This is a genomic window from Paucilactobacillus vaccinostercus DSM 20634, from assembly GCF_001436295.1.
GTDB lineage: Bacteria > Bacillota > Bacilli > Lactobacillales > Lactobacillaceae > Paucilactobacillus > Paucilactobacillus vaccinostercus.
The window spans coordinates 42,739-67,860 of sequence record NZ_AYYY01000025.1 but is presented as its reverse complement, the minus strand read 5'-3'; the positions used below and the strand labels follow the sequence as shown (position 1 = coordinate 67,860).

Sequence of the window (25,122 nt, the reverse complement as noted above, 5' to 3'; positions counted from 1 at the left end):
TGGCATGACCGGTGTGCGGGCGGATAACCAAACGTACACCGAACAATTTCAAAATAACACTACCTCGCTTTCGGGCAAGTCAGTCGAGACAAATATGTACTTTACTAAAATGGACTATTGGGACATAAAAAAGGCAACTTTTAATTTGACGTATCAAATTTCACAGCTGGCAGAGACCCAAAAATCTGACATCACAGTTTCGATTAATGGGGTCAAATTCTATTCGTTTCGACCACATGATGGGGATGGTTTTCAAACGGAACAAATCTCAATTCCGGTTGAGCTACTGACGGGGGAAAATAACCTGCAAATCAGCGGTCAAGTTTTGAACAAGGCAGGAAACAGTAACTACGATTTAGCCCAAACACCGGCGAACTGGCTGACGATCAAGCAGGGATCGAATGTCAATTTTGAGTATCAGTTAAAGGACGCGGATAATACGCTGCATTCTTTCTACAATCATTTTTCTGGTGAAGATACCGTCGCGAACGGTCAGTCGCGAATTGTGACGGCGAACCAACCCAGTGGCGATGAGTTGACTGCTAGTATGATTGCCTTATCGGGTGAGTCACGTGTGATCACCACGGATAATGACCAAATCCAGGTTGTCAAGCAGGCATCCATGAATGCGCAGCAGGGTGATTATCTTATGGTTGTTGCAACGTATCGACACCTGCCCAAGGAGCTGAGAAATGCAGTCAGTGCGACAGAGGTTGCTCACCATGCAGTGATTAAAACGCACTATGTTGATGGAAAGTACTACCTAATTGTGACCGCTCAAACCGGCAAGCTACTCAAGAAGGCTGCCCGTTTTGTGGCAAATGCCGAATTAATGAATGAAACCGATAAGGCTACCGAAACCGTTGGTAGTCGGACACGGACATTTACGTCGTCGTTACATGATCAGGGGCATTACCAGCTGACAGATCAAACGGATAAGATTATCGGTGCCGGTCACCGGGAGACCAGTTACTTTGTGAGTCTTCCGAACGACCGGTCTAACGCTGACGGATCGACGGTTAAATTGCATTTACGGTATAGTAAAAATCTCAACTTTAACCGGTCCTTAGTCACCGTGTACGTTAATAACACGACCATTGGAAGCAAGAAACTGACGGATGTTCATGCTAACGGTGATACGCTGACGGTTAAGGTGCCCAATGGGATGACCTTAGGTAGTAGCTTTACCGTTCGGGTGGCGTTTGATCTGGAAATGAAGGATCAAAATACTTCTGATAATAGTGCGACTCCATGGGCGGAAGTGGGGACTTCATCGAAAATGACGGTTAAGTCGCAAAAGAGTAATGAGTTGCTATTTACGAATTACCCGACACTTTTCATGAAAAACCAAACGTATGATAACTTGGCAGTTGTGATTCCAAAGAAACTTTCAAATGATGATTTTCAAAGTTTAACGAACATCTTTAACTTGATTGGCAATTTTGCGAAGAGCAATACGGGAAGCATCCAATTTTATACGCATCAACCAAGTCAGCATGTTTTAAAGACTAAAAATGTGATTGTCTTAGGGACACCACAAAATAATCACTTTATTCGAACGCTGAATTCCCACCTTTACTTTAAGTATGCGGCCGATTTTACTCGTTTGATTTCAAACGAAAAATTAAGCATCGAAAAAGATTATGGGAAGACCATTGGAACGGCGCAGTTGATGCGGTCACCATACAATTCGAAACGGGGGATGTTGGTGGTCACTGGGGCGACGTCTAAGGCTAGTTATCTGGCAACGACCCAGATTAATTTTCAGAAGAATATTACGCAGTACTCAGGGGATGCGATTGTTGTCGATCAGAACAATAGTCATTATGGATACCGGTTTAAGAAGAATAAAGCCATTGATAAGTCACTCGAACGTCACCGACTGTTTAGTAAAAATACAAGTTTACTAATCTATTTAGGACTTGCTTTAGTCGTGATGGCCTTAGTATGTTTAGGGATTTTCCTTATGGTTAAAAAGCAAAGAGGACTTAATACGAGGAGGAACCCGCATGCCAAGTAGAGATAAAAAAGAAACACTCATGGAAGATGTTGGCTTACTGTTATTTTTGCTTTTGTTTAGCGCGACAGCAATCATGATGTTGCTGACGAATCATATTTTGATTAACGTTATCTACTTATTTTGTACGGTAGCATTGATGATCGTGACTTATTTTATGGGGCTCCTGCCGTCACTCCTGACTAATATGTTTTTTATTGCGGTTCAAGTGGTTTATTCAATTTATGAATACGTGGGGAGTACTAAAGCGATTGTATGGGCACTCAGTTTTTGGATGATAATGCCCCTATTGTTGTGTTTGGCACTCTACTATATGACGCGTAATCAAATTGAGCTACAGCAATCCAATAGTGATTTACGAGCAGCTCTCATTGAACGTGGGGCGTTCGATCAGCAAACTAATCTCCGAACGACAGTTGCTTATGTAGAGGATGCATCGGTATTTATTGAAACGAACGAGCGGTTTCAGTTACCTGTGACAACGGCAATTATCAAAATTCGATATTTTGATGATCTCAAGCGGATGATGAGTGAAAATCAGCTCAAGAATTTGCTCCAGGTAACGTCGAATACGATTAAGACGATTACCCGCGATAATGATATTACGTATTTGTTGAATAACGAGGATCCAACATGGGCAATATTACTGTATTCAGATGCCAAGGGAGCCACAATTGCAGCCAATCGAATTAAAGCGGGCTTTGATAAGGCAGTTCGACAAGATACAGGGTTAGCGAACTTAGCCATTTCGATGGTGGTTGGGATTGCCACATGGGACAAGGAAAGCATGAACAACCCGTATGATTTAATGAATGCAGGGATTAAAGAAACACAATATGATGTGTGAAATTTCATAGACTAGGATGAAAGTCGCTCTTCTCAGTAAAAAAGTCGCTCTCGCAAACACAAAAGTGTTTATGAGAGCGACTTCTTAATGTTCGAGAGCTGACAGTCTTTGGGTATATTTTCATTATTTTTCCACGTCTTGTAATTTTTGGTTGTTATCTAGCTGTGATTTGCCTTGCCAGTGCATCTTCTGAAGGACAATCATGCTGAGCAAGAGACAAATTAAACCAGCGATGGCGAAGATCAAAAGTACACCAGTGACCTGCCAGATCACTTGATTACCAATCCCCGAGGTGAGTGCCTGACGGAATCCCAGAATAGAGTAGGTCATTGGCAGCCATGGGTGAATGGCATTGAAGAACGAATTTGTGACTTCCATTGGGAAAGTACCGCCGGAGCCACCTAATTGGAGCATCAGGAGGACCATTGCGACGAACCGTCCTGGGTTATCAAATGCCATCGAGAAGAACATAATCACGTACATGGAGGCTAATGAAAAGATGGTTGCGATTAAGAACATTTGCGCTGGGTGATCGGCGTTTAAGCCAGCAGCCATCATGAGCGCGGTTTCGATGACGGCCATGCCAATGGCGACAAGTCCACTGACGACTACCTTGCTGGCAAACCATTCCTTGGGACTATGACCAGTCATTGAGATCTTCCGAATTGGATAAACAAAGTTGAAGACTAGGCAGCCAACGTAGAGGGCGACTGATAGAACGTATGGTGCCAATGCGTGGCCGTAGTTAGAAACATGGCTATAAGACCGATGATTGAGCGTCGAGGGCGCTGCAAACATGGCGGCCGTTTGAGCATTCGGATGAATGCTGTTAATTTTGGCCGAACCACTGGAAAGCGCGGACTGAAGTTCACCGGAGCCAGATGCCAGCTGAGTAGCACCACTGGTGAGCTGGCCGGAATTATTAGCAAGGGTTTGCGTGCCGTTCGCTAACTGATTGACACCGGATGTGAGTGTTGGTACTTGACTGTTCATTTGGGATAGACCGCTTGAAAGCTGCCCAGAACCTGAGTTAAGCGCCGCTGAGTTATTCACTAAGGTTTGAGTGCCCGATTGAGCTTGAGAAACGCCTGATGTATAAGCATTTAAACCAGTTTGAATCTGTTGTAGTCCTGAATTTAGCGTTTGTGATGCTTGGATTAGGCCCATGGTGCTTTGGGTATTGCCCCGTTGATCCAATCCCTGTTTAACGGTTTCAAGACCCGTTTCGAGTTCCGTGATGGCCTGAACGCCACCGTCAAGTGCGAGAGGGACTTGCTTAAGCTGCGTTTGAAGGGTCGTTAATTTTTGTGATAGTCCGGTTAGTTGACTACTTGATTCCGAGAGCTTGGTTCCCACAGAGGTGAGATTACTTTGCATGTCAGAAAGCGAGTTGCTGGTGGCGCTTAGCTGGCTGCCAGCATTAGTGACGTTCGTACCGACTTGATTAACGGCCGCTGCAATTTTGGTAGCCGTTGCGGGATCAGCTGCCGCCATTTTCTTGTAGCCATCGCTGTTCAGGAGTGTTTGCAACTCCTGAAGTGATTGACCTGCTTGTTGTAATTGAGCGGCTGTGCTCTCTGTGTTACTGGTGTTAAAGACGTTTTTATAAATTGTCGACAAATCTTGGCCGCTGGTCGTTAGCGCCGTTTTAATTTGAGTAGAATTAGCATTAAAACTGGCTAAACTGGTATTCAGTGCAGCCATGTCCGCGTTGTTGCCACTAGAAACGCCCTTAACAAGGGTTGAGAGCGCGGTGAGGGCCGTTTTGACACTGTTAATGTCGGATTGATTGGAGCTTAGTTGACTGCCAATTTGATTAGAAGCTTGCTGCATGGCCGCCGTTAACTTCGCATTTCCACTACTTGCACTCGCGACACCATTCGTGAGCTGGCTGGAATTGGCTGTTAATTGCTGCAGGCCGCTATTCACCTGCCCGACCCCACCGGTATAGGACTGAATTGCCGTTGTTAAAGTGCTACCACCACTGGCCAGTTGGCGAATCCCATTAGCAAGGGGGACGACTTTAACTTTCAGAGTTTGAACGCCACTATTGACCTGATTGACACCAACGGCATATAATTTAAGTCCGTCATTGAGGGTGACAGTGCCGTCGTGGAGCTGAGTTTCCGCTTTTGCGGCGGATTTCATCCCCGTTCCAACAGTTTTTAGTTGCTGAAAGACAGCTTTGGCGTAGGCCTTAGTGACTTGCTCACGAATCTGTGTATTCAGTTGTTTAGCGCCCATGTCACTGATGACACGCCCAATATAATTGAGTGAGTCATTGGTTTTATAAGTCAGGTGCATTTTTTTCGGCGAGGTACTTAAGACCGTTGTTGCATTTTTAGAAAAATCAGCTGGAATGGTAATGACCGTATAGTATTTGCGGTGTTTAAGTCCCGTTGCTGCTTTATGTTTGGAAACAAAGTGCCATTGGAGCTGATCGTTTTGTTTGAGCTCTTTGACGGTTTGTTTTCCGACAGCCATGGTTTTTCCCTGGTAACGGACGGGACGGTCCTCGTTCACGACGGCAACGGGCAGATCACCTGTATGACCATACGGATCCCACACCGATTTAAGAAAGAAGATGCAGTATAAAAAGGGGATTATCATAATGACAATCGTTGATAAGAGAATTAGTTTATTATGAAAAATAAACTTAAACTCATTTTTGATCATTTGCATATTATTCACTCCTACAACATGACCCTAATTAGGGCCATTCTCCCATAATGTTTAGTAAACATAATACGCTTTCATAAAATAAAACGCTACTCCCAATACCTTATATAACATGGGATTAACTATGATTGACCATGCTAATAGTAACAGATTGGCAATCATTATATTTTTTTATGGTGAGCTAAAATAATCAACAATATAATTCTAATTGACCGCTACAACTAGGCAGACTGCTTACTATGTCTTATGATGGTACTAGAATAGTTGAACAGATAACAGAAAGTGAGTGAAATGATGCCCGAAGAATATCATACCTATAAAATTAAATCGTATGTCAACGCGAGCCACGCGATGCGTTGGGAAGATGGAGAAGGAAAGCAGCATAATCATACGTGGGAGATCATTTGTGAAATTCACACCTCAAATGATCATATGATTATTTTTAATGATTTGGAAAAGGCGGTTAATCGAGTACTGGCTGGTATATCGGGTCAATTCTTAAATCAGTTGGCGTATTTTGAGAAGGTTAATCCAACGCTAGAAAATGTGACCATCTATTTGTTTCATTTAATCGGCCCAGAACTGGAAAAAATGCAGGCTAACTTAATTCGGATTGAAGTGGGAGAGTCCCCGACAAGGTTCTATTGCATTTCAGCTACAGAGTGACAATTCATTTGGGACGATTAGTTGTGACTGGAGGAACCGCGTTGGGTAGGATATAATATGGATAAAATGGAGGTAGTGAAATGACTTTTGAAGCAGTATTACCAGATTTAAAGCAGGGCAAAAAGGCCGTTCGGACAGGTTGGGAAGGAACAGAACTCTTCGTTGAATTGGTTCCTGAGGGCCAATTTAAGGGGGATGTGTTAAATCCTTATTTCTTGATCAAGACGGCGGATGAGGCTTATAGCCTATGGTCGCCAACGGATTGCGATATTCTCGCCACCGACTGGCAATTGGTCACTGACTAATGGCCGGCGAATTTGATGGGCAAACGGTCATTATCACCGGTGCCGCCTCGGGAATTGGTAAGTCACAAGTGGCACGATTCCTTGATGAAGGGGCAACCGTCATTGCTGTTGATCGGGATCGCGAGGGTCTGACCGTCCTTAAAGATGGGCACTCCGATGCGGCCTTGACGATTTTAGCTGGTGACGTAGCTCAGGCCACAACCGCTAAGCAGGCAACGACTGCGGCTTTGCGGCAAGGAGGGCACATTGACGTTGTCTGCAATACGGCGGGGGGTTTGGATGCGTATCGACCAGTTTTGGAGACGTCAATTGAACAATGGCAGACCATTTTGGATGTCAATTTGACTAGCCAGTTTCTTCTGATCAAGCAAACATTACCAATCATGCTGGAACAGGGACACGGGGTGTACGTCAATATGGCTTCGATTGCGGGATTAGTGGCTGGTGGTGGCGGCGCGGCCTACACGGCTTCCAAACATGCGATTATCGGGCTAACCAAGCAGTTGGATGCTGATTATGCAGCTCAAGGAATCCGAGCAAACTGCATTGCCCCCGGTGCCATTCAAACGCCGATGAATGCGGCCGATTTTGCCGGGGATGGTAAGATGGCGAATTGGGTAGCTGAGCAGACGCCGGCCAAGCGCTGGGCCCATCCAGATGAAGTTGCAGATCTAGCGGTATTTTTAGCAAGTACTAAAGCGGATTACATTCATGGAACGGTGATGCCGATTGATGGCGGTTGGACAGAAAAATAACTAACAGTCGACAAACTAACGGTAATCATTTACAATGAAATGGTTGAAATTTTAGATCAACTCTAATTTGATCGCACTACGACACTTCCTTCACCTTTGGTCGTAGTTATGACTAACCGATGTTCGGTTACAAAGGAGATTATAATAATGAAGAATTCTGCTCAAACGTCACGTATTTCGGTGCGTGAGGTAACAAAGACGGCGGTGGTGGCCGCTTTGTATGTTGTCATTACGCTTGTTTTATCAACTATCAGTTTCGGGGTCGTTCAAATTCGGATTGCCGAAATGTTTAACTATTTGGTACTGTTTAACAAGCGTTATCTCTGGGGTGTGAGCCTCGGTGTCTTTTTATCTAACTTTGCATCACCAACCTGGACCCTAGATGTTCCGATTGGAACTGCGTCGACGTTTGTCTTTTTACTCATTGTCATGTTAGTGACGAAACCAATTAAATCAATGCCCATTAAGTTTGTGGTAACGGCCATTATTATTTCATTATCGATGTTCACGATTGCTTGGGAACTCAACGTAATGACTAAAGCGCCATTTTGGGCGGGCTGGTTGACGATTGGATTAGGTGAACTACTCTCTATGACAATCGGAGGCATTATTATTTACCTGTTAAGCAAGCGAATTAATTTAACAAAATAAGTAAATGAGAAGGATCACGGTGGTGATTCTTTTTTTTGACTTATTTTTAAAATTGGTCTAGATAATTATGAAGCCTGATATTAAAGGATTTAATTCGCTTTCAACGGCTACTTATAATTAGTAACTTACCCAAAAGCGCCTTATATCAAGGATTAGTGCAGATTAGACCAATTTAAGAAATGAGTATAAAGACTTGTATGTACAGGGTAATCACGGTAAGATATTACTCGTGTGATTAAGAGAATTCTAGGAGGAAATAGATTATGAAGACTTATCTGCAACGGATGGGGCGGTCTTTGCAACTGCCTGTTGCGGTATTACCAGCCGCTGCCTTGCTGGTCGGAATTGGCCATTATATGCCAGATTCCTGGGCTGTTGCGCAGTTCCTGCAGGCCGGAGGAAACGCGATTTTAGGGTCGTTGGCGATTTTATTTGCAATCGGGCTTGCAATTGGCATGTCGGAAGAAAAGGATGGTGCCGCCGCATTGGCCGGTCTAGTAGCCTATTTGGTACCTATCAAGGTTCTGGATCCGTCATCCGTTGCCCTGTTAGAGGGGATTAAAGAGTCACAAGTGGACCCGTCATTTGCTTCTCTTAGCAGTAATGTCTTCATCGGGATCATTGCGGGACTTGTGGCCGCCGGTTTATATAACCGATTCCACAAAACAAAGCTACCCATGGCACTCTCGTTTTTCAGTGGTAAGCGGCTTGTCCCAATTTTAGCCGCAATTGTCATGCTCCTGTTTACAATATTATTGCTGTTTGTTTGGCCACCAGTGTATGAGGCCTTGGTGGCATTCGGAAAATTCATCGTTGGATTAGGCGCAGCCGGTGCCGGTTTATACGGCTTTTTCAATCGTCTGCTGATTCCGACGGGGTTACATCAGGCACTGAATGCGGTCTTTTGGTTTAATACAGCTGGGATCAATGATATCGGCAACTTCTGGGCTGGCAAGGGTGTTAAAGGGATTACGGGGATGTACCAGGCAGGGTTTTTCCCAGTCATGATGTTTGGATTACCAGCCGGTGCATACGCCATTTATCGGAATGCCCGACCAGAGAAAAAAGCAGAAGTTGGGGGCCTGATGTTGGCGGGCGCCTTTGCTTCTTTCTTCACGGGAGTGACAGAACCACTAGAATTTTCATTTATGTTTGTGGCCTGGCCACTGTATGTGATTCATGCTGTGTTCACCGGATTATCGTTGGGCTTTGCCGCACTGATGCATTGGACTGCCGGGTTCTCATTTAGTGCCGGTTTAGTGGACTTTTTGTTGAGCTTTCATTTGCCAATTGCCAACCGCCCGTACATGCTGCTTGTACAAGGGCTAGTCATGGCGGTGATTTACTACTTTGGCTTTGACTTCGCAATTAAGAAGTTTAATTTAATGACGCCGGGAAGAGAAACTGACGAGTTAGATGCGTCAACGCCAGAGATTGTGACGAACGACAACGACGACCAGTATACGGTGATGGCCAAAAAAATCTATGCTGCGATTGGTGGCAAGGAGAATATTAAGGTGATCGATAACTGTACGACTCGGTTACGATTACAATTGAAAGACCCACAACTGGTTAATCAAGCGGCCGTACGTGCTGCTGGAGTTGCGGGGGTCAATGTGTTGGATGAGACGAATGTCCATATCGTTGTCGGAACCGAAGTTGAATTTGTGGCGCGGGCACTGACCGATATTTATGATGGTAAGATTGAAGCGATGGTTGCCCAGAAGCAACCTGAACAAAAGCCGGCTGCCCCAGCGGAAGAAACGATTAAATCAGGGATGACCGATCAGTTTTATAGTGTTGCCAATGGTGAATTGGTCGATCTTGAGCACGTGGCGGATGCGACGTTTGCGCAGAAGTTGATTGGTGACGGTTTTGCGGTCGAACCTCGGGATAACCAAATTGTGGCTCCTGTTGATGGCAAGATCGTGACGGTCTTTCCAACCAAACATGCGATTGGCTTGGAAACTGAAAACGGGCTGAAGGTCTTGGTTCATATGGGGATCAACACGGTGGAACTTAAAGGGGCTCCATTTGAAGTGGCGGTTGAAGTTGGTCAACAAGTAACCCACGGTGATTTGTTGGCAACGGCTGATCTTGATGCAATTCGAGCAGCAGGTAAGCAAACAACCATGATGACGATCGTTACTGATATGAATGACGTGGCTTACATGAAATTTAGTCAACCAACTGGCCCAGTGAAAGCTGATCAGGCAACAATGACAGTTACAACCGGGGCATAGTGCGTGAAAAGCTGTGGCAAATGCTACAGTTTTTTTGTTTACTGGCATTTTTCACCGGATGACCATAGTTAAAATAATTAAATTGATGTAAAATTTATAGTAAATTGATACCCCTTCGACTGTGGACAGTGTAAAATAGGCACACAGAAGGGTGTGAATTAGTTGGCGCGTCGACGGAAACGAAAGTTTAAATGGCAGAAATTATTTTCACGGCGTGGTCAAAATCGCCTGGCTAAAATTGTTTTATGGGTGATTATTTTAGCGCTAGTGGGGTACGGGGTTCAGGAACTACATCAGGTTCGGCAGCGACAGTTAATTGTGGAAAAGCAAACGGATTCTAAGCAATTATTTATTAAGCAGGTCGCACCGGAAGCTGAAAAGATGGATCAAAAATATAATGTTCCGGCTTCAATAACTCTCGCACAGGCAATTTTGGAATCAGATTGGGGCAGTAGCACGCTATCGGCGAAGTATTACAACTTGTTCGGGGTTAAGAGTTCCGATACCACGAACAGTAAGGTGCTGACGACGAAGGAATATGTGAATGGTAAGTGGATTGTCACGAGTGGTCGGTTTCGGGTTTACACAAGCTGGGATCAGTCTATTGATGCGCACACGTTACTGATGGTCAATGGCACGACCGATGATCCACAAAAATATACTGGGGTCACACAAGCCAGTAGTTATACCCAGGCAGCACAGGCGTTGCAGACGGCTGGGTATGCAACCGATCCGGACTATGCGTCTAAACTAATTCGCGTGATTGAAACGTATCACCTAAATAAGTACGATCAATAAAACTAGTATGAGGAGACAAGTAATGAAAGCACTCGAGGAAAAGATTAAGCAGGACGGCGAAGTATTATCAGGGGATGTTCTAAAGGTTGACCGATTTTTAAATCACCAAATTGATACGGACTTTATGTTTAGCATCGGTCAGGAATTTGCCCAAAAATTTCAGGATGAAAAAATTACCAAAATTTTGACGATTGAGTCCTCAGGGATTGCGCCAGCCGTAATGACCGGACTACAACTACACGTTCCGGTAATCTTTGCTCGAAAGCATAAGAGTCTCACATTGACGGATGACTTGTATACGGCCAATGTTTACTCGTTTACGAAGCAAACTGAAAACCAAATTACGGTGTCACGCAAGTATATTGAACCAAATGATCGAGTGCTAATCATTGATGATTTCTTAGCGAACGGGCAGGCGGTCTTTGGCCTTCTTGAAATTGCTAAGCAGGCCCAAATCGAAGTTGCCGGGGTCGGAATTGTGATCGAAAAGAGTTTTCAACCGGGTGCTGACAAGATCAAGGCACAAGGAATTCATCTGGAATCATTGGCCCGAATCAAGTCATTAACGGACGGACAAGTTGAATTTATGCCAGAATAGGTTAAATGGAGTGAGTCATGATGGAAAATAAACATATTTTATATCCAGGAAATACAATTGGCATTATTGGGTTAGGAAGCGGCACCCGGCAATTAGCACAGGCCGCTCAAAATGCGGGCTTTCGGGTTGCGGCTTACATTCACAGTGAAGCAGAACGAGACCTGGCAAAATTTGTAGATTATACCGTGATTGGCGCATGGAATGATCGGGACAAACTGAAAGAATTTGGTCAAAGCTGTGATGCGGTCGTTTATGAATCGGCTAGTGTTCAGTCCGCTGTGATCGAATACCTATCCCAGTTTACTTTCATCCCACAGGGAAAAGAAATTTTAGAAATCACACAGGATCGGCTGTTGGAACGGGCCTTTTTTGATCAAATCAACGTTAACATTGCGCCCTATGTGACGGTGATTCAGTTGGATGATGTGTACCAATCGATTGATTCAATCGGGTACCCGGCAGTATTAAATCCAATTCAAAAGGGACTGGGTGAGCGGTCCATGGTGATCGAGCGACAGTCAGATATTGTAAAGGCGGCTGATTATCTGGATACGGGCACCTATGTGTTGGAATCGTGGATTTCACGTTCCCGTGAGTTTTCACTGATGGTAGCTAAGACCGATGATACGATTAAAGTGTTCCCATTAATTGAAAATCAATATCGGGACGGTCGTGTATTAGAGGCCCAGGCGCCGGCGGTTCTTCCAAACGACGTGCAAGAAGAAATTGGCCGAATTGGTCAAGCCGTTGCCAAAAACTTGAACTACCGCGGTGTGTTTGAAGTTGGGTTCTACCTGACGGATACCAATACGTTATACGTCAAGGGGATTACACCAGCCCTAGTTCGTCAGGGGGACGTCTTAACGGCGGTTTGCACCATTGACCAGTATGCGGTATTGTTGCGGGCAGTCGCGGGGCTGCCACTCCCAGATATCAAAGTGCTCCAACCAGCCATTACGATGGCAATTAATCAGGAACAAATTGATGAAATTAAAACACAGTGGCTTTTGAAAGAAAACTGGCAGTTTAATTTCTATACGCCAACTTTACAAAAGAAAGTTCATAGTTATGGCTTTGTAACCGCAATTGGCGATACCTTAGATAAATTACAACTTCAAATTGATAATACAGATGTCTGGTCGGAGAGTCCGGCCCAGACCGAAACGACTGAAGATTAGATCGAAGACCTTTTGGACTGCAGTGGTAGTTCAGGAGGCTTTTTTTAATGAGACCCGAATTATTAGGTTTTGAATCTCAAAATCAAGACGGGATTTGTTATAATATGCAGTGACTGAATTTTAGAGGGGATTGAATGAAAGTGACAAGCCAATCACTATTAGCAGGAATGAATGATCGTCAGCAAGAGGCCGTCCTTGCAACCGAGGGACCCTTATTGATTATGGCGGGGGCCGGTTCCGGGAAAACCCGGGTATTGACTCACCGAATTGCGTACTTAATTGAAGAAAAACAAGTCAATCCTTGGAATATCTTAGCCATTACGTTTACGAATAAGGCCGCAAAGGAAATGCGGGAACGGGTGGGCAAGCTTCTCAATGAAGGGGCCCGCGACGTCTGGGTATCAACGTTTCATGCGTTGTGTGTTCGCATCTTAAGACGTGATATCGAACAAATCGGATACAACCGCGCCTTTACGATTGCCGCGACAAGTGAACAACGGACGTTGATGAAGCGTGTTTGTAGCGAACTGAACATTGATACAAAGAAGTTTGATCCCCGGGCACTTTTGTCCGCGATCTCAAACGCAAAAAACGCGCTTCAAACGCCAGCTGACTACGCAAAAGAAGCCAGCAGCCCGTTTGAAGATGTTGTTGCGAACGCCTATGATCTCTACCAAAAACGGTTGCGAGAAAATCAGGCCGTAGATTTTGACGATTTGATCATGTTAACGATCCAATTGTTCGAACAAAATCCAGAAACACTGGCTTTTTATCAAAATAAATTTCACTATATCCACGTCGATGAATACCAAGATACAAATGATGCGCAATACCGGTTGGTGAACCTTCTTGCCAAACGATTCCGCAACCTCTGTGTGGTGGGGGATGCCGATCAAAGTATCTATGGTTGGCGTGGGGCTAACATGAACAACATTTTAGATTTTGAACATGACTATCCGGACGCACAGACCGTAATGTTGGAACAAAACTATCGTTCAACGCAGACCATTTTGGATGCGGCCAACGAAGTCATTGCCAATAATATGTACCGACGGAAGAAGAAGTTGTGGACGCAAAATGGGGAAGGCGATAAGATTTCGTATTACCGTGCCCAAAGTGAAAATGACGAATCACGGTTTGTCGTTTCTAAGATCCAAAGCGAAATGAAGACGAACAACCGAAACTATAACGACTTTGCGGTCCTTTACCGGACCAACGCCCAATCTCGTGTCATTGAAGAAACTTTTCTGAAGTCCAATATTCCTTACACGATGGTGGGGGGACATAAGTTCTACGATCGAAAGGAAATTCGTGATGTTCTGTCATATTTGACACTGACGGTGAATAAGAGTGATTCAATCAGCTTTGAACGGGTAGTCAATGAACCAAAGCGTGGCATCGGTGCAAGTAGTGTGGATAAGCTGCAAGCATTTGCCCAAGAACATGGGTGGTCCATGCTGGAAGCTGCACAAAATGCCAGCATTAACAATGATCTGACTTCGCGGTCCCGCAACGCCCTTGAATCGTTTGGGACGTTGGTCGAGGACCTGGGCAAGATGGTTGACTATATGACGATTACCGAGTTGACCCAACAAATTCTTGAGAAAACGGGATATTTGGATGCTCTGAAGGCCGATAACACGCTTGAATCACAGTCTCGTCAAGAAAACTTGGATGAATTTTTATCAGTCACCAAGGAATATGACGATGCTCATGCGGATGATGAGGTAGAATCAAACGGTAATAAAATCGTGAACTTCCTCGCAGATTTGGCCTTAGTTTCTGATCAAGACGATGTCGATGAACAAGCACCGGCAGTCACGTTAATGACGCTACATGCGGCAAAGGGACTGGAATTCCCAGTGGTCTTCTTAATGGGACTGGAAGAAGGAATTTTCCCGTTGTCACGAGCAATCTTGGAAGATGACGAACTGGAAGAAGAACGACGGTTAGCCTATGTCGGCATTACCCGGGCAAAGCAAAAACTCTACATGACGAATGCTTTTTCACGGATGTTGTATGGTCGGCGGCAAAATAACCAAGCATCACGATTTGTTGAAGAAATTAATCCCGATCTCATTCATGTGGAAAATCAGGCGGCGGGGTCAATGACCAATGGCCGCTCGGTACCGTTTGCTCATCAGAATGCGACCGCATCAGCCTATCATCAGTTCCAGACGCAGGGTCGTTCACAGGGCCGGCATGTTAATAGCACACAGCCGGTCAAACCAGTGGCGGTCAATGCTGGTACCGGAGCAAACAAGTTAAACTGGAAGTCTGGCGATAAGGTTAGCCACAAAAAATGGGGCATTGGAACCGTTGTGAAGGTGAATGGAACTGGTGAAGACATGGAACTAGACGTTGCATTCCCATCGCAAGGGGTCAAACGATTGTTAGCAAGTTTTGCGCCGATTACTAAGGCGTCAAGTGATTAAAATATTTAGGTGATAAAAATGGAAGAAAAGCTGCCAGTGACAGAATTAACAATTGAACAGGCACAAGCGGAGATCGAGACTCTGCGACAACAGGTAACCCAGTGGGGGACGGAATACTACCAAAATGATCAACCGACGGTAGAGGATTTTGTTTATGACCAGGCCTATCAACGCCTATTAGCACTTGAAGCGCAGTTTCCGGTGCTTCAATCTCAAGATTCACCTACTCAACAGGTTGGGGCCCTCGGCGAGACCGTGTTGACCAAGGTCCCGCACGAACAGCCGATGCTTTCAATGGGAGATGTTTTTTCCACGGAAGAACTGTTTGCATTTAATGACCGGTTACAAAAAAATGGACTAGATCAACCGGAGTATAATCTGGAACTGAAAATTGATGGGCTGGCCATTTCGCTCGTCTATGAAAATGGTCAACTCGTGCAGGGATCGACGCGGGGGAATGGACAAATTGGCGAGGACATTACTAAAAATGTTCGGATGATCAAGTCGGTCCCAACTCAACTTCCCGAACCGCTGAGTATCGAGGTGCGTGGTGAGTGCTATATGCCTAAGCAGGCGTTTGTCAAACTCAATCAGCAGCGTGAAAGTGATGGGTTACCGGTTTTTGCTAATCCGCGAAATGCGGCAGCCGGAAGTTTACGACAGTTGGATGCTAAGATTACCGGACGGCGGGAATTGAGTACGTTCATTTACTACGTTCCCGATTATGAGACTCTGGGAGTAACGACTCAATCGGCGGCACTAGCCCGGTTGAAAGATCTGGGATTTCAAATTAACGAGCATTATCAGGTGGTGCAGACCGCTGAACAGATTCAGGCTTATATCGATCAATATACGGCCCAACGTAACGATCTCGAATACGGTATTGATGGAATTGTCGAAAAGGTGAACGATTTGGGGATGCAGGTTGAATTAGGCAATACGGTGAAGGTCCCCCGTTGGGAAATCGCCTATAAATTTCCACCAGAGGAGGCCGCCACGATCGTTCGCGATATTGAATGGACGGTTGGCCGCACTGGGACGGTGACGCCCACGGCAGTCATGGATCCCGTTCAACTGGCCGGCACGACGGTAGCTCGTGCTTCGCTGCATAACCCCGATTACCTTGCGGAAAAGGATGTGCGGCTTGGTGACACGGTATATCTGCATAAGGCTGGCGACATTATTCCAGAAATTTCAATGGTAGAATTGAAGAAACGAGCCGCTGATAGTGTGCCATACATGATACCAACGCATTGCCCGGAATGTGGGGCTGAATTGGTTCACCTCGACGACGAGGTGGCACTACGGTGTATTAATCCAATGTGCCCGGCTCAGATCAAAGAAGGACTGGCACACTTTGCTTCTCGCAATGCGATGAACATTGATGGGTTAGGTCCCAAAATTGTCCAGCAGTTGTTTGAACGCGAATTAGTGACGGATGTGGCAGATTTATACCACCTGACTGAGGCGCAATTATTAACTTTAGATAAATTTGGTGCTAAATCGACCGAAAATCTATTGACAGCAATCGACAATAGCCGTCATAATTCACTGGAACGGTTACTTTTTGGTTTAGGTATTCGTCATGTAGGTGCCAAGGCCGGAAAAATAATCGCCAAGCATTTTAAAACCATCGAAGCGCTTATGGCAGCCACCAGTGAAGCAGTGGCCGAGGTTGACTCGATTGGGCCAATTATTGGTGATAGTGTTGCCACGTATTTTGCTAACCAACAGGTAGCTGAATTAGTGGCTAAACTGCAATCCGCAGGGGTTAACACAGATTATCTCGGAGATGATGATGCACAAGTTATCGACAGTGATTGGGCTGGTCAAAAGGTTGTGTTAACTGGTAAGTTGACGGAAATGACCCGTAAAGAGGCCCAAGAATGGCTGGAACAACATGGTGCTGACGTGGTTGGAAGTGTGTCGAAAAAAACTAATTTGGTCATTGCTGGAACGGATGCTGGGAGTAAGTTGACGAAGGCTCAGTCACTCGGAGTCGATGTCTGGAATGAACAGCAATTTGTGGCCGCAATGAAGGAGGATCTCCAAAAGTGAAGTCAAAAAAATTTTGCCTAACCGTGGCGCTAATGGCCTGTACGATGATTTTAGCGTCCTGTAGTTTTGGGAGTAAATCAAAGTCGTCGAGTTCAAGCAACTACACGACAACCGGGAGTGCGGCCAGTGGCACGTACCAAGGTGTGATTAAAAATGGGCGGTACCGGACGAGTAAGTCGCGGGGCGTTACTGCCGCGCAAAACCAAAATACGTTTAACCTGAAAAGCTTTGAAAGTGGGTTAACGGACATTTCTAAAAAGGTTTTCTCAACTAAGAGCTATGTCTTTCAGGAAGGCCAATACCTGTCTAAGAGTACGGTTACTAACTGGTTGGGCCGGAAAACAAAGAGTAACGCATCTGGCTTGAATCCCAAAAAGGGGAAGACCAACGGAACGCGGAACCCAACCTACATTCAAACCATTGAAGAGCAAGATTATATGACTCAAGATGGGGATAATTTGAAGTTGCATGGGATTACGATCGGAATTGGCTTGAACTCGGTTGACTACTACAAGAAAACGACCGATGGCCCAACATATCAGCAAAAGATTAGTGATGCAGAGCTGAAAGCGTACGGACAACAAGCAGCCCAAAAAGTTTTGAAGCGTCTTCGTCAGAAGAAAGCTTTGAAGAATGTCCCAATTGTCATTGCCCTGTACAAGCAGGCGGCGAACGATAGTCTAGTTGGTGGGACGTATATCGAGTATAACGTCAACAAGGGTGATTCGTTATCGAGTTGGAAGACGTTGAACATCAAGAATAAGGTGTTACCAAAGTCATCTGAATCAACGAGTTCAACCAGCAGCGATGACAACGATTCATTTGACAACTTTAAGACTCAGGTACAGACGTTCTTCCCTAATTTGAGTGGAGTCACGGCCCAAGCTCAGTACAAGGACGGCACGTTATCCGGAATGCACATTACGGTGACGACGCAGTTCTACAGCGAAACCGAAATTACGAGCTTTACGCAGTATATTTCGACGGCGGCCCAAAAGTACTTACCAAGTGGGATCCCAATTGATATCAAGATTCAATCATCGACGGATATGCAGGCCTTTGTATACCGGGATTCGGGACAAAAGAAGTTCTCGAGTCATGTGTTTGATAGTTATTAAAATAGAGTGTGAGCGGGCGCGTATAGACGCCGTCATATAAGAGAAGGGCCCATTAATCGTGAACGATGCGATTGATGGGCCCTTCTCTTATATGCTAGGGGTCTGCGTCCGCGAACAGGTTTTGAACCGGCAAATAATGACTAATACCGCAATTTTAAGCTAGAAGCGCATTCTACCGGTAAATTTATCAGATATTTAAATTGATAACTAAAAATTTATAGGGCAGATGTGATACAATAACATGATGTAAGTATGAACAATCTGAAAAGAGGTTAATAGCACAATGGCGAGTCAAATTGACGAACAACAAGTAAAGCACGTTGCTTCGCTGGCAAAATTAGAGTTTACCGACGAACAACTCAGCAAGTTTACCCCTCAATTAGAAAGTATCATCGACTTGTTCGAAAGTATCGACAAGGTTGATACCACTGGTGTAATTCCGATGACATCGGCAAGCGACCAGATCAATGCAATGCGCGAAGACAAAGCAGTTAACAGTCATCAATGCGACGAATTACTGAAGAACGCGCCTGATACAGAAGACGGATACATCAAAGTACCGGCAATCATTGATGAAAGCGGGGATGGCGAGTAATGAATTTTTACGATACCGATTTAACACAGTTACACGATGACCTAGTTAACAAGAAGATTAGCGCAACCGAATTAACTAAGGCCACGTTTGAAAATATTCATGCAACTGAAGACCAGGTTCAGGCCTTTTTGACGTTGAATGAAGAAGTAGCCATGAAGCAGGCCCAAGAAGTTGATGCCAATGGCATTAATGCTGACCAACTGGTAGCCGGGATTCCATTGGGTGTGAAGGATAACATTGTCACCAAGGGATTACGGACAACCGCCGCATCCAAGATTTTAGATAACTTTAACCCAATCTACGATGCTACAGTGATTGAAAAATTGAAGGCGCAAAACTTTATCAACGCCGGTAAGCTCAACTTGGATGAGTTTGCGATGGGGGGGTCAACTGAAAATTCAGCTTACCAAACCACGCATAATCCATGGGACCTAACCCGTGTACCAGGTGGTTCTTCGGGTGGTTCTGCCGCTGCCGTTGCCGCTGGCCAAGTGCTTGCTGCACTAGGAACTGATACCGGTGGTTCAATCCGGCTCCCAGCTTCATATAACGGGGTTGTGGGAATGAAGCCAACGTATGGTCGTGTTTCACGTTGGGGAATCATTGCCTTTGGTTCGAGTTTGGATCAAGTGGGTTGGTTAACTCAAAGTGTAAAGGACAATGCCTTGTTGACGTCATTGATCAGTGGTCATGACGAACACGATCTGACATCGTCAACTCGTGAAGTACCTAACTTTGCCAGTCAACTCAACGATGACACCAGCGTTAAGGGTCTTCGAATTGCCGTACCAAAGGAATACCTTGGCGAAGGGGTTGATGAAGGCGTTAAGGAAACGATCAAAGCCGCTTTGAAGCACTACGAATCACTGGGTGCAATCATCGACGAAGTTTCCCTGCCAAACACCCAATATGGGGTGGCCGCTTACTACATCATTTCATCATCAGAAGCTTCATCGAACTTACAACGGTTTGATGGTATTCGTTATGGTGTTCGGGCAACCGATGTCCAAAATCTTGAAGATGTCTACGTGAAGTCTCGTTCCGAAGGCTTTGGGGATGAAGTTAAACGTCGGATCATGTTGGGAACTTTCTCGTTATCAGCCGGATTCTACGATGCTTACTTCAAGAAGGCGAGTCAAATTCGGACCTTGATTCGTCAAGACTTCGAAAAGGTTTTCGAAAACCACGACTTAGTGATGGGTCCTGCTGGCCCAACCGTTGCTTACAAGATTGGCGCTAACATTACCGATCCTAAGGCAATGTACATGAACGATGTGTTAACCGTTCCGGTTAACATGGCAGGTCTTCCCGGAATGTCTATTCCAGCTGGATTCTCAGATAACATGCCAGTCGGGTTGCAAATCATTGGGAAGCCATTTGACGAACAAACGATGTACAATGCAGCCTATGCATTTGAACAAACCACAGATTTTCATAAACAAACACCGAACTTAGGGGGCCAAAACTAATGAATTTTGAAACAACCATCGGACTAGAAGTTCACGTTGAATTGAAGACCAATTCCAAGATTTTCAGTCCTTCACCAGTCCAATTTGGCTCGGACCCTAACGCAAATACGAACGTTATTGATTGGGGCTATCCTGGTGTTCTGCCAAGTACCAACAAGGGAGTTGTCGAAGATGGTATTCGTGCTGCTTTAGCTTTGCATGCCGAAGTTGAACCCCACCAACACTTTGACCGGAAGAACTACTTCTATCCTGATAATCCAAAGGCTTACCAAATTTCACAGTCTGAAAGCCCAATGGCACACGATGGCTGGATTGAAATTGAAGTCGACGGTCAAAAGAAAAAAATCGGAATTGCCGAGATGCATATCGAAGAAGATGCCGGAAAGAACTCGCATAGTCCTAACGGTTTCTCATATGTGGATTTGAACCGTCAAGGCACACCTTTGATCGAAATTGTGTCGAAGCCTGAAATTGCATCTCCTGATGAAGCGTATGCCTACCTCGAAGCTTTGCGTCAACGAATCCAATTTACTGGTATTTCTGACGTTAAGATGGAAGAAGGATCGATGCGTGTTGACGTCAACATTTCAATTCGGCCAATTGGCTCTGATAAGTTCGGTACTAAGACTGAATTGAAGAACTTGAACTCTTTCAACTATGTTCGTAAGGGCCTTGCATTCGAAGAAAAACGGCAACAACAAGTTCTGATGTCGGGCGGTAAGATTGGTCAGGAAACTCGCCGTTATGACGAAGCAAGTGGAACAACCATCTTGATGCGGGTGAAGGAAGGCTCAGACGATTATCGTTACTTCCCAGAACCAGACCTGCCAGTACTAAATATCAGTCAGGACTGGATTGACGAGATTGGTCAAACAATGCCAGAAATGCCTGGTGATCGTCGCAAGCGCTACATCAACGATCTTGGCTTGACCGACTATGATGCCATGGTTTTGACACAGACCAAGGAAATGTCAGACTTCTTTGAAGCCACGATTGCTGAAGGTGCCGATGCCAAGATGGCGTCTAACTACCTGCAAGGTGACGTGAATGCCTTCTTGAATGACAACCAAGTTGACTTACAAGAAACTGATTTGACACCGGCACACCTTGCGGGAATGATTAAATTGATTTCTGATGGCACGATTTCAACTAAGATTGCTAAGAAGGTCTTCAAGGCGATTACTAAGGGTGAAGATCCAGATGCCTTCGTGAAGGAAAAGGGCTTAATCCAACTTTCAGATCCAGCACAGTTGCAACCAATGATCGATGAAGTTTTGGCTGCTAACGAACAATCAGTGGAAGACTTTAAGAATGGGAAAGACCGGGCAATTGGCTTCTTAGTGGGTCAAATCATGAAGAAGACACATGGCCAAGCCAATCCGAAGGTTGTTAACCAACTTTTGATTGCTTCACTGAAAGCTTTGTAAGATAAACGGAGGAAGAAACAATGCGTAAACGAGCACGGGTAATTTATAATCCGACTTCTGGCCGTGAAGCTCTTAAGGACGACATGATTGATATTTTAGCGGTGTACGAAAAAGCCGGTTATGAAACCAGTGCCTATGCGACGACGCCAGAACCTAATTCAGCACGCGATGAGGCTTATCGGGTTGCTAAAGAGGGCTTTGACTTGATTATTGCCGCCGGCGGTGACGGAACCATTAACCAAGTAGTCAATGGGATTGCCGGATTGCGGCACCGTCCAAAGATGGCGATCATTCCGGCCGGAACGACGAATGATTATGCGCGTGCATTGCGAATTCCACGTGAGGATCCGGTTGGGGCAGCTAAAATTGTGTTGAAGGACCAATCCATTCATATGGATATTGGTAAGGCCAATGATCAGTACTTTATCAATATTGCCGCCGGTGGGTTACTGACGGAGCTGACCTATGATGTGCCATCACAAATGAAGTCATTGTTTGGCTACTTAGCCTACTTGGTTAAGGGAGCGGAGTTAATGCCGCAAATTAAGCCAATTCAAATGGATATCAAGTACGATGGCGGTGAATTTCACGGTGAAGCCTCAATGTTCTTGCTGGCATTGACCAATTCTGTCGGAGGCTTTGAACAAATTGTTCCGGATGCCTCATTAGATGATGGTAAGTTTACCATGATCATTGTTAAGTCTGCCAACATGTTTGAAATGATGCGGTTGATGACGCTTGTTTTGAACGGTGGAAAACATATCAATGATCCGAAGGTGATTTATCGGAAGACGTCTAAGGTGGTTGCCAAGCCGGTTGATAACCGCATGATGATCAACTTGGATGGCGAGTACGGTGGCGATGCACCGATGACCTTTAAGAACTTAGCTCGGCACATTGAAATGGTTGCTAATCTGGATGAAATTCCAGATGACGCTGTTTTAGGATTACCAGCAGACGTTCAAAAAGCCGAAGAGAAGTTTATCAAGGCGGTTGAAAAACTACCTGAAGATGAAAAAAACGGTAAAACTGAATAGTAAATTAAGCTATAAAAAGGATGGTGATAAGCGTTCAGTTTATCATCATCCTTTTAGCTGTTAAGAAAACATGCTAGAATATGAGTTGGTATTTTAAGTTACATTGTCGCAGGAGTGAGTAGCCGCTAGTGGGCTATTCCAATTAAAAAAGGAGAAAGCACTTGAAAATTAACGCACCAGTGCATAAAAATGAAACCCTCTCAGGAACTGTCATTGATTTGACGTACCAAGGAATGGGCGTTGTCAAAGTGGATAATTTTCCCATCTTTATCACCAACACACTTCCCGGTGAGGAAATTGAATTTAAGATTACGAAGGTCGCGCGGAGCTTTGCTTATGGACGCATGATGACTTTAATCACGAAGAGTCCTGACCGGGTCCCTGAAAGGGATCGGCAGTACACTCAAACGGGGATTGCGCCGTTGCAACACTTGGCCTACTCCGCACAGTTGAAGTTCAAGCAGCACCAAATTGCAGAATTATTGCAAAAGGCGCACTTGGATATTGATGTGTCAGAAACGATGGGGATGGAAACACCTTATCATTATCGGAATAAGGCACAAATTCCGGTTCGAATGGTCAATGGTAAGTTGGAAACTGGATTCTACAAACGTGGTAGCCATGATTTGGTTCCCATCGAAGACTTTTACATTCAAGATCCTAAGATTGACGAAGCAATCTTGGTCGTTCGGGACTTGTTGCGCCATTATCACATCGAACCTTACAATGAAGAAACTAATCGGGGAACGGTTAAGAACGTAATGGTTCGACGGGGATACTACAGCCATGAAATGATGATTGTTTTTGTGACCCGGGCTAAAAAGATTCCAATGCACGATCAAATTGTTGAAGCAATTGTTGAAAAATTACCAGAAGTGAAGAGCATTGTGCAAAATATTAACCCAGAAAAGACGAATGTTTTGATGGGGAAAGAAAACAAGACGCTCTGGGGCAGTGATACGATTGAAGATCAACTCTTAGGTTTGACCTTCACCATCTCACCATTGTCCTTCTACCAAGTTAATCCACAGCAAACTGAAAGATTGTATCAAGCTGCAATTGACCAAGCTGGCCTGACGGGGAACGAAACGGTAATTGATGCCTATTGCGGAATCGGGACGATTTCACTGGCTGTGGCTCAGCACGCAAAGCAGGTTTACGGGGTAGAAGTCGTCGCCGATGCCATCACGGATGCAAAGCTGAACGCGATGAAGAACCACATCGAAAACGTCGAGTTTGTGACTGATAAAGCTGAAAAGCAAATGAAGAAGTGGCAAGCTGACGGATTGAAACCGGATGTTATCATTGTTGATCCACCACGGAAAGGATTGGCACCGGAATTTATTGAAGCTGCAAGCGAAATGAAACCGGATAAGGTGGTTTACGTAAGTTGTAATCCGGCCACATTGGTTCGTGATATCCAGTTATTCCAAGAACGTGGTTATCAAGTGGCCCAGCCAATTCAACCAGTAGATCAATTTCCACAGACAACCCATGTTGAAAGTATTACGGTATTAAACCGTCAATAAATTCAGATTAAAAAAATAAAGGCGGTATAAATTGATGGATGCCAAAGCAAAGATGAAGGAACTCATCAACAAGAAAAAGCAGAGCGGTAACCGTCCTGCAAATCAAGTTTCAACGGCTAAAAACGATCGCAAGAACATGCGTAAGGGGCCTAAAATTTTTAACAAGTAATCTAAAAAGTAATCGATTCAAGAGTTCCTTGAGTCGACTGCTTTTTTTATTGGATCAAAGTTTAATACAAAATAGCTTGTTATCAAAACTATTTGAAGAACAAGTCAATGATGATATTTGATGAATGTATGCTAAAATAAGTAAAAATAGAAATAGCAGGTGACCCAAATGGCAGATAAGAAAACGTTACAGGATTATGAAGCAGATATTCCAGCATTAATTGAATTATTCGCGGCTGAGCCAGACTTGCAAGCAATGCTCCAATCGTTGACTCCCGGATACCAACGCGAGTGGGCCCGGTTTATATACGGTGCGAAGGCGGAAGCAACCAAGCAACGCCATCTTGAACAAATGAAAACAGTTTTAAAGGCGGGGTATAAGTCCAAGCGGGCCTACGATCAACGGCCTAAAGACTAAGCGTCTGTGATCAGTGGTTAGGTTAGCCACGGTGGCGACTCATTAAATCAGAAAAAGGACGGTCAAATGATACTTTTTCTGTAGCAATTTCGTTATAATAGTTTGCATAACAATACAATGATTTCAGGTGG

At 44.8% G+C, this 25,122-nt stretch carries 21 protein-coding genes; 20 read left to right on the top strand and 1 reads right to left on the bottom strand.

The features are described 5' to 3' along the window. Window positions 1–4: 4 nt before the first annotated feature. Window positions 5–2,020 (top strand): cellulose biosynthesis cyclic di-GMP-binding regulatory protein BcsB, encoded by a 2,016-nt coding sequence (locus tag FC26_RS05530; RefSeq protein WP_057779080.1) that lies wholly within the window; start codon window positions 5–7, stop codon window positions 2,018–2,020. Then, window positions 2,010–2,864 (top strand): hypothetical protein, encoded by an 855-nt coding sequence (locus FC26_RS05525; RefSeq protein WP_057778568.1) that lies wholly within the window; start codon window positions 2,010–2,012, stop codon window positions 2,862–2,864. Before FC26_RS05530 ends, FC26_RS05525 begins: the two co-directional genes overlap by 11 nt. A 123-nt stretch (window positions 2,865–2,987) precedes the next feature. Here the strand turns inward: FC26_RS05525 and FC26_RS05520 are convergent, their stop codons facing one another. Next, a complete protein-coding gene (locus FC26_RS05520) occupies window positions 2,988–5,546 on the bottom strand; it encodes a YhgE/Pip domain-containing protein (protein WP_057778566.1) in 2,559 nt (852 codons plus the stop codon). Window positions 5,547–5,837: 291 nt separating this feature from the next. Here FC26_RS05520 and FC26_RS05515 point away from each other — a divergent pair, with 291 nt between their 5' ends. The 18 genes from FC26_RS05515 (at window position 5,838) to FC26_RS05430 (ending at window position 24,991) form a co-directional block, all read left to right on the top strand. After that, window positions 5,838–6,209, top strand: coding sequence for a 6-carboxytetrahydropterin synthase (locus FC26_RS05515; protein ID WP_057779078.1), 372 nt, complete (start codon window positions 5,838–5,840; stop codon window positions 6,207–6,209). 80 nt (window positions 6,210–6,289) lie between these two features. After that, entirely contained in the window at window positions 6,290–6,514 is a 225-nt protein-coding gene (locus FC26_RS05510) for a DUF2829 domain-containing protein (protein WP_057778564.1), read from the top strand. Beyond that, a complete protein-coding gene (locus FC26_RS05505) occupies window positions 6,514–7,269 on the top strand; it encodes a 3-oxoacyl-ACP reductase (RefSeq protein WP_057778562.1) in 756 nt (251 codons plus the stop codon). The genes FC26_RS05510 and FC26_RS05505 overlap by 1 nt, the downstream gene beginning before the upstream one ends. Window positions 7,270–7,416: 147 nt before the next feature. Then, window positions 7,417–7,920, top strand: a complete 504-nt coding sequence (locus tag FC26_RS05500) for a QueT transporter family protein (protein ID WP_057778561.1) — start codon at window positions 7,417–7,419, stop codon at window positions 7,918–7,920. Between the two features lie 263 nt (window positions 7,921–8,183). Next, window positions 8,184–10,163, top strand: a complete 1,980-nt coding sequence (nagE, locus tag FC26_RS05495; RefSeq protein ID WP_057778559.1) for an N-acetylglucosamine-specific PTS transporter subunit IIBC — start codon at window positions 8,184–8,186, stop codon at window positions 10,161–10,163. Between the two features lie 162 nt (window positions 10,164–10,325). After that, a complete protein-coding gene (locus FC26_RS05490; RefSeq protein WP_057778557.1) occupies window positions 10,326–10,961 on the top strand; it encodes a glycoside hydrolase family 73 protein in 636 nt (211 codons plus the stop codon). 22 nt (window positions 10,962–10,983) lie between these two features. Further along, window positions 10,984–11,559, top strand: coding sequence for a xanthine phosphoribosyltransferase (locus FC26_RS05485; protein ID WP_057778554.1), 576 nt, complete (start codon window positions 10,984–10,986; stop codon window positions 11,557–11,559). Window positions 11,560–11,576: 17 nt separating this feature from the next. Beyond that, entirely contained in the window at window positions 11,577–12,737 is a 1,161-nt protein-coding gene (locus FC26_RS05480; protein WP_235809476.1) for an ATP-grasp domain-containing protein, read from the top strand. Window positions 12,738–12,871: 134 nt separating this feature from the next. After that, window positions 12,872–15,172 (top strand): DNA helicase PcrA, encoded by a 2,301-nt coding sequence (gene pcrA / locus FC26_RS05475; protein WP_057778550.1) that lies wholly within the window; start codon window positions 12,872–12,874, stop codon window positions 15,170–15,172. A gap of 18 nt (window positions 15,173–15,190) precedes the next feature. Next, entirely contained in the window at window positions 15,191–17,230 is a 2,040-nt protein-coding gene (gene ligA / locus FC26_RS05470; RefSeq protein WP_057778548.1) for an NAD-dependent DNA ligase LigA, read from the top strand. 32 nt (window positions 17,231–17,262) lie between these two features. Further along, window positions 17,263–18,348 (top strand): CamS family sex pheromone protein, encoded by a 1,086-nt coding sequence (locus FC26_RS05465; RefSeq protein ID WP_057779076.1) that lies wholly within the window; start codon window positions 17,263–17,265, stop codon window positions 18,346–18,348. A 283-nt stretch (window positions 18,349–18,631) separates the two neighbouring features. Next, window positions 18,632–18,943, top strand: coding sequence for an Asp-tRNA(Asn)/Glu-tRNA(Gln) amidotransferase subunit GatC (gene gatC, locus FC26_RS05460; RefSeq protein ID WP_057778546.1), 312 nt, complete (start codon window positions 18,632–18,634; stop codon window positions 18,941–18,943). Next, window positions 18,943–20,412: an Asp-tRNA(Asn)/Glu-tRNA(Gln) amidotransferase subunit GatA gene (gene gatA, locus FC26_RS05455; RefSeq protein WP_057778544.1), complete on the top strand. Its 1,470-nt coding sequence runs from the start codon at window positions 18,943–18,945 to the stop codon at window positions 20,410–20,412. The genes gatC and gatA overlap by 1 nt, the downstream gene beginning before the upstream one ends. Then, on the top strand, window positions 20,412–21,839 hold the full coding sequence (gene gatB / locus FC26_RS05450) for an Asp-tRNA(Asn)/Glu-tRNA(Gln) amidotransferase subunit GatB (protein WP_057778542.1): 1,428 nt from the start codon (window positions 20,412–20,414) through the stop codon (window positions 21,837–21,839). Before gatA ends, gatB begins: the two co-directional genes overlap by 1 nt. Before the next feature lie 20 nt (window positions 21,840–21,859). Then, on the top strand, window positions 21,860–22,876 hold the full coding sequence (locus FC26_RS05445) for a diacylglycerol kinase (protein ID WP_057778540.1): 1,017 nt from the start codon (window positions 21,860–21,862) through the stop codon (window positions 22,874–22,876). Between the two features lie 161 nt (window positions 22,877–23,037). Continuing rightward, a complete protein-coding gene (rlmD, locus tag FC26_RS05440; RefSeq protein WP_057778538.1) occupies window positions 23,038–24,405 on the top strand; it encodes a 23S rRNA (uracil(1939)-C(5))-methyltransferase RlmD in 1,368 nt (455 codons plus the stop codon). 34 nt (window positions 24,406–24,439) lie between these two features. Next, a complete protein-coding gene (locus tag FC26_RS13150) occupies window positions 24,440–24,574 on the top strand; it encodes a hypothetical protein (RefSeq protein ID WP_057778536.1) in 135 nt (44 codons plus the stop codon). Between the two features lie 168 nt (window positions 24,575–24,742). Continuing rightward, window positions 24,743–24,991 carry a YdeI/OmpD-associated family protein gene (locus FC26_RS05430; protein WP_057778534.1) on the top strand — a complete coding sequence of 83 codons (249 nt, stop codon included), beginning with the start codon at window positions 24,743–24,745 and terminating at the stop codon, window positions 24,989–24,991. Window positions 24,992–25,122 lie beyond the last annotated feature (131 nt).

Excerpts from the sequence above, each read along its gene's own strand:
- FC26_RS05530 (WP_057779080.1), top strand. The coding sequence starts at position 5 with ATGACCGGTGTGCGGGCGGATAACCAAACGTACACCGAACAATTTCAA.
- FC26_RS05525 (WP_057778568.1), top strand. The coding sequence starts at position 2,010 with ATGCCAAGTAGAGATAAAAAAGAAACACTCATGGAAGATGTTGGCTTA.
- FC26_RS05520 (WP_057778566.1), bottom strand. The coding sequence starts at position 5,546 with ATGCAAATGATCAAAAATGAGTTTAAGTTTATTTTTCATAATAAACTA.
- FC26_RS05515 (WP_057779078.1), top strand. The coding sequence starts at position 5,838 with ATGCCCGAAGAATATCATACCTATAAAATTAAATCGTATGTCAACGCG.
- FC26_RS05510 (WP_057778564.1), top strand. The coding sequence starts at position 6,290 with ATGACTTTTGAAGCAGTATTACCAGATTTAAAGCAGGGCAAAAAGGCC.
- FC26_RS05505 (WP_057778562.1), top strand. The coding sequence starts at position 6,514 with ATGGCCGGCGAATTTGATGGGCAAACGGTCATTATCACCGGTGCCGCC.
- FC26_RS05500 (WP_057778561.1), top strand. The coding sequence starts at position 7,417 with ATGAAGAATTCTGCTCAAACGTCACGTATTTCGGTGCGTGAGGTAACA.
- nagE (WP_057778559.1), top strand. The coding sequence starts at position 8,184 with ATGAAGACTTATCTGCAACGGATGGGGCGGTCTTTGCAACTGCCTGTT.
- FC26_RS05485 (WP_057778554.1), top strand. The coding sequence starts at position 10,984 with ATGAAAGCACTCGAGGAAAAGATTAAGCAGGACGGCGAAGTATTATCA.
- FC26_RS05480 (WP_235809476.1), top strand. The coding sequence starts at position 11,577 with ATGATGGAAAATAAACATATTTTATATCCAGGAAATACAATTGGCATT.
- pcrA (WP_057778550.1), top strand. The coding sequence starts at position 12,872 with ATGAAAGTGACAAGCCAATCACTATTAGCAGGAATGAATGATCGTCAG.
- ligA (WP_057778548.1), top strand. The coding sequence starts at position 15,191 with ATGGAAGAAAAGCTGCCAGTGACAGAATTAACAATTGAACAGGCACAA.
- FC26_RS05465 (WP_057779076.1), top strand. The coding sequence starts at position 17,263 with ATGGCCTGTACGATGATTTTAGCGTCCTGTAGTTTTGGGAGTAAATCA.
- gatC (WP_057778546.1), top strand. The coding sequence starts at position 18,632 with ATGGCGAGTCAAATTGACGAACAACAAGTAAAGCACGTTGCTTCGCTG.
- gatA (WP_057778544.1), top strand. The coding sequence starts at position 18,943 with ATGAATTTTTACGATACCGATTTAACACAGTTACACGATGACCTAGTT.
- gatB (WP_057778542.1), top strand. The coding sequence starts at position 20,412 with ATGAATTTTGAAACAACCATCGGACTAGAAGTTCACGTTGAATTGAAG.
- FC26_RS05445 (WP_057778540.1), top strand. The coding sequence starts at position 21,860 with ATGCGTAAACGAGCACGGGTAATTTATAATCCGACTTCTGGCCGTGAA.
- FC26_RS13150 (WP_057778536.1), top strand. The coding sequence starts at position 24,440 with ATGGATGCCAAAGCAAAGATGAAGGAACTCATCAACAAGAAAAAGCAG.
- FC26_RS05430 (WP_057778534.1), top strand. The coding sequence starts at position 24,743 with ATGGCAGATAAGAAAACGTTACAGGATTATGAAGCAGATATTCCAGCA.